The 4,538-nt window shown below is 68.1% G+C and carries 5 protein-coding genes; 3 read left to right on the top strand and 2 right to left on the bottom strand.

Annotation, left to right across the window (positions count from 1 at the left end):
* Positions 1 to 69: 69 nt before the first annotated feature.
* Together QMX83_RS20350 and QMX83_RS20345 are read right to left on the bottom strand one after the other, a co-directional pair.
* Positions 70 to 1,977, bottom strand: coding sequence for a hypothetical protein (locus QMX83_RS20350; RefSeq protein WP_282298451.1), 1,908 nt, complete (start codon positions 1,975 to 1,977; stop codon positions 70 to 72).
* Between the two features lie 9 nt (positions 1,978 to 1,986).
* Positions 1,987 to 2,586 (bottom strand): NfuA family Fe-S biogenesis protein, encoded by a 600-nt coding sequence (locus QMX83_RS20345; protein ID WP_282298450.1) that lies wholly within the window; start codon positions 2,584 to 2,586, stop codon positions 1,987 to 1,989.
* A gap of 91 nt (positions 2,587 to 2,677) precedes the next feature.
* Here QMX83_RS20345 and QMX83_RS20340 point away from each other — a divergent pair, with 91 nt between their 5' ends.
* The 3 genes from QMX83_RS20340 to zupT all read left to right on the top strand — a co-directional run bounded on the left by QMX83_RS20340 (position 2,678) and on the right by zupT (position 4,347).
* Entirely contained in the window at positions 2,678 to 3,019 is a 342-nt protein-coding gene (locus QMX83_RS20340) for a 4a-hydroxytetrahydrobiopterin dehydratase (RefSeq protein ID WP_282298449.1), read from the top strand.
* Between the two features lie 5 nt (positions 3,020 to 3,024).
* Positions 3,025 to 3,441: an energy transducer TonB gene (locus QMX83_RS20335; RefSeq protein WP_282298448.1), complete on the top strand. Its 417-nt coding sequence runs from the start codon at positions 3,025 to 3,027 to the stop codon at positions 3,439 to 3,441.
* Positions 3,442 to 3,537: 96 nt separating this feature from the next.
* Entirely contained in the window at positions 3,538 to 4,347 is an 810-nt protein-coding gene (zupT, locus tag QMX83_RS20330) for a zinc transporter ZupT (protein ID WP_282298447.1), read from the top strand.
* Positions 4,348 to 4,538 lie beyond the last annotated feature (191 nt).

Genomic DNA, 4,538 nt, shown 5'->3' with positions numbered 1-4,538 from the left:
CCCTCATGGTCTTCGGATGCGTCGCGTGGGCCGGCCAACGGCCGGCGCTACCGAGCACGCGTCCCGGGCCTAGCGCGAACCATTATCCTCTTGCAGTTCCTTTTTGAACGGCACATCCGGCGGCGGCCTGGCCACCGCCGGCTGGTCCTGCATGTTCGGATCGGACAGACCACAACCGCCACCGAACTGCAGGATCGAGATCACGCAGGAAATCGTCGAGTTGGTACCGGGAATCGGGATCTCCACGGCCTTGATGCCCTTGCGCACCCATTCGGCCAGCAGTGACTCATTCGGAGCCCAGTACTTGTCGAACGAGGTCGGCGTGTAGTCGTACGGCGGGCGTTTGAGCCAGGTGCCGGACTGGGCGATGCGCTCACGGCTCCAGCCGTCGTTCTCACCGCCGGGCGCGCCGCGTTCGCTGTTGCCGCTGCCATCCTGGTTGGGAACGCGCACACTGCCGTCGGCATTGAACAGTCCATCGCCAGTGCGGCCGGAGCCTTGATTGGCCTGCGCGTTGCTGCCGTCACGACTGCGCGACGCTGCGCCCCAGTCATCGCCGCGCGCGGGCGTGGACCAGTCGCCGGGATTGGGGGCTGGACGTGCCGTCGGCGTGGCGGAAGGCGACGGGGTCGCTGATGCGGCGCTGCGCGCAGCGGGCGCTGTTGTAGAGCCGGGCTCCGCCCGGCTGGCCGTTGGCGATGGCGACGGCGATGGCGCGGACGGCAGCGGGGCAGAGCCCCGCTCTACGACAGCGGGTTCGCGTGACGTTGAAGGTGCGGGTGTCGGTGATGTCGTCGCCGGTGCCGGACGCGGAGCCGCATTGGGAACGGTCCGTTCGCGCACCGCCACCTCGCGACTGCGGGTCGGCACCGCAACCTCGCGCGACGGCAGCTGCGGCACGGTGACATCCACCACCGGCACGGAAGGCACCTCACGCTCGCGCACCTGCACATCGCGCTGCGGCAGGGTCACCTCCACGCGCGGCCCAGGCACGGAGACCGTCGGCGTCGGCGCGGTCACCACCGTGACTTCGCGCTCGCGCACGGTCACCTCACGCGGACGCAGCTGCGGCTCGATGGGACGCAACTGCGGCGTAGCCGTGGTGACCTGGGGGGCTTCCACCGGCGTGATCGTGCGCTCGCGCACCGTTACCTCCGGTGCCTCGCGCGGCACCACCCGCACTTCGGTGCGCGGCACCGTGGTCGGTGGCACCACGAAGTCGGTGCTGGCTTCAGCCACGTCGGTGGCCTGGATGGGTTGTTCCACCGCCGGGGCCGGTGTGGGCGGGGTCGGCTGCGGTTGCGGTTCGGGCGGCGGGGTTACGGCGACCGGCGCGGGCGGCGAGGGTTCGCTGGGAACCGGGGGCGTGGGCTCTGGGGGCGTGGGTTCGCTCTGCGTAGCGCCGGGCTCTGCCTGGCTGGCTGTTCGCGTCGGCGGTGACGGCAGCGGGGCAGAGCCCCGCTCTACGTTGGGTTGGCCGTTTGCCGCAGGGTTCGATTGCGCACCACCGGCATCGGCCGGCTGGCCGCCGCCCTGCTCTGCCGGCGTGCCCTGGCCAATGAACTCCACCCGCATGCGACCGCCGTCGCCGCCCTGCTCCGGCTCTGCCGGCGGGCGGATCACCGCCACCCACACCAGCAGCAGCGCGAACATCACGTGCAGCAGCACGCTGATCGCCGCCGACGTCCAGCGCATCCAGCGCTGGTCGCGCGGGGCCGGGTCCCAGGTCTGCCACGCCAGACGGCGCAGTGCCTGCGGGAAGCTCAACGCGGGCAACCGCCCCGGCGAGCCGGGCAGAGGGCGTTGCATCAGCTGGGCGACGATCTCGGCGGCCCGTGCCGGGTAAGGCAACGGATTCAGCGCGCGCAGCCACAGCCCCCAGCCGTACGGCAGGCCGGTGGTCTTTTCCAGAATGCGCTTGTCCGGCTGGCGAGCCAGCAGCCAAGCGAGGATGTCGTCAGCCCGGCGCAGAGGCACGCAGCGGAATCAGGCTGCCGTACCGCGGGGGATATACGGGGCGTGACCACTGTCGTGGTCGGTCGCGTCACGCACGGCGGTAATGCCGGGCACGCGGCCCATCAGCGTTTTCTCGATGCCCTGCTTCAAGGTGACGTCGGCCATGCCACAGCCCTGGCAGCCCCCGCCGAAGCGCAGCAGCACCACACCGTCGGCGGATACTTCCTGCACGGCCACGCGACCACCGTGCGAGGCAAGCTGCGGATTGACTTCGTTTTCCACCACCCAGTGCACGCGCTCGACCAGCGAGGCCGAATCGGCCGGCGCTTCGCCCTTGATCTTCGGGGCCTTGATGGTCAGCTGCTGGCTGCCTGCGGCGTTGTTGACGAAGTCGATTTCCGCGCCGTCCAGCCAGCCCACGCTGTCGGAGGCCACGTACAGGGTGAAACCGTCGCAGTCCACGGCCCATTCGTCACCGAGCAGATCGGCCGGCTCGGCAAACTCCAGGCGCGCGTCGGCGCGCGGGGTGCCGGCGTCGACGGCGCTGAGCCGCACGCCCATGCCGGGCACGGCTTCGCGCTCGATCAGCTTGCGGAAATAGGTCTGGGCAGTGTCGGAGATCTGGATCATGCGGCTATTCTAGCGGCTTACATGTTATGCGCTCATTCGGTTTATACACCGGCCGGCGCATTGTTCAGGCATACAGAAGGTGGAGGACTCCATGGCCGACCTGATTCCCCTGGCCCAGGCCCGTTGCGTACCGCGCCGGGGCAGTGACCACAAGCTGGGCCAGGCCCGCATTGCCGAGCTGCTGCCGCAGATTCCCGGCTGGGAACTGGCCGAACAGGGCCAGGCGCTGACCCGCACGTTTACGTTCAAGGACTACTACCGGACCATGGCCTTCGTGAACGCCCTGGCCTGGGTGGCCCACGCCGAAGATCACCACCCGGACCTGGGCGTGCATTACGACCGCGCGGTGGTGCGCTTTTCCACCCACGATGTGGGCGGCCTGAGCGAAAACGACTTCATCTGTGCAGCCAAGGCTTCGGCCCTGACGGAGTGATACCCATGAAAATGATCCATGCCGCCCTGCCGGCGGTTGCGTTGTTGGCATTGACCGCGTGCTCGGGCTCCTCCGAGCCTGCCGCCCCGGTGGCGGCCCCGACCGAAGTGGCCGCAGTAAAGACGCCGCCGCCGCAGTACCCGATCGAGCTGGCCTGCCAGGGCATTGGCGGCACCAGCACGCTGAAGGTGGTGATCGGTACCGACGGCAAGCCGAGCGAGGTGGCACTGGCCACCAGCAGCGGCAACAGCGCGCTGGACGAGCAGGCGCGCCAGGCGGTGCTGGGCTGGCAGTTCAAGGCCGCGACCCGCGCCGGCCAGCCGGTGTCGAGCACGATCCAGGTGCCGGTGACCTTCAACCCGCCGCAGCCCAAACCGGATGAGTGCTTCGCGATTGAAGAGCGGCTGCGCCGCGGCGGTTGATTGATCCGTTACGGAAGCAAGCCTGCGCCAGCTTCACCCCCCACCCGCGCCGCATGACCTGCGGCGCGCTGCACATCTACAAGGATGCATTGGCGCATGCCTGATTTTTCCGCTGAAAACGTAATTGTTGCCCTGCTGGTCACCCTGGCTGCCGGCCTCGCCACCGGGCTGGGCAGTCTTATGGTGTTGTTTTCCCGGCGTCCGAATCCGCGCCTGTTGGCCTTCGGGCTGGCCTTTGCCGGCGGCGCGATGGTCTTCGTGTCGCTGACCGAGATCCTCAACAAGGCGATTGATTCTTTCACCCTCGCCTACGACGCACGACTGGGCTTCGCTTACGGCACGGCGGCATTCCTGGGGGGCGTGCTGCTGATTGTGCTGATCGATCATCTGATCCCCAATCCGCACGACAGCCTGGACAAGCAGGACCCGATGTACCGCGACAACAACCGCGCCTACATCAAGCGCGTCGGCCTGCTCACGGCCGTGGCGATCACCGCGCACAACTTCCCGGAAGGGCTGGCGACCTTCTTCGCGACACTGGAAAGCCCATCGGTGGGCATGCCGCTGGCGTTCGCGATTGCGATCCACAACATCCCCGAGGGCATCGCCATCGCGGTACCGGTGTATTTCGCCACCCAGAACAAGGGCTACGCCTTCCTGGCCAGCCTGGCCTCGGGCCTGGCCGAACCGGTCGGCGCGATCATCGGCTACGCGGCGCTGTCGAACGTACTGACCCACGCCACCTTCGGCTGGGTGTTCGGGCTGATTTCCGGCGTGATGGTGTTCCTGGCGCTGGACGAACTGCTACCGGCCGCCAAGCGCTACGCCAAGGGTCACGAAACCGTCTACGGCCTCGTGGCCGGCATGGGCAGCCTGGCGATCAGCCTGGTGTTGTTCAAGTGGTGATGTACGGTTGATGACACACGCTGCGTGACGCCGGGCGATGCCCGGCTGCTGTTGGATTTGGGCGAAAAGCCCTCGGCTGACCGTCTACGTGCCTGGGGCCATCGGATGGGGGGTACGGGACACGCCTTAAATCTCCAGTTAGGCTCGGGCGGCACATCCATGTGCCTTCACGGTCCCGTACCCCCCATCCG

This window comes from Stenotrophomonas sp. PS02289 (assembly GCF_029960115.1).
In the GTDB taxonomy this organism is placed as follows: Bacteria; Pseudomonadota; Gammaproteobacteria; order Xanthomonadales; family Xanthomonadaceae; genus Stenotrophomonas.
The sequence above is the reverse complement of the archived record's forward strand: the minus strand, read 5'-3'. Positions and strand labels throughout refer to the sequence as shown.

Coding starts and splice junctions, on each gene's coding strand:
- QMX83_RS20345 (WP_282298450.1), bottom strand. CDS start 2,586: ATGATCCAGATCTCCGACACTGCCCAGACCTATTTCCGCAAGCTGATC.
- QMX83_RS20340 (WP_282298449.1), top strand. CDS start 2,678: ATGGCCGACCTGATTCCCCTGGCCCAGGCCCGTTGCGTACCGCGCCGG.
- QMX83_RS20335 (WP_282298448.1), top strand. CDS start 3,025: ATGAAAATGATCCATGCCGCCCTGCCGGCGGTTGCGTTGTTGGCATTG.
- zupT (WP_282298447.1), top strand. CDS start 3,538: ATGCCTGATTTTTCCGCTGAAAACGTAATTGTTGCCCTGCTGGTCACC.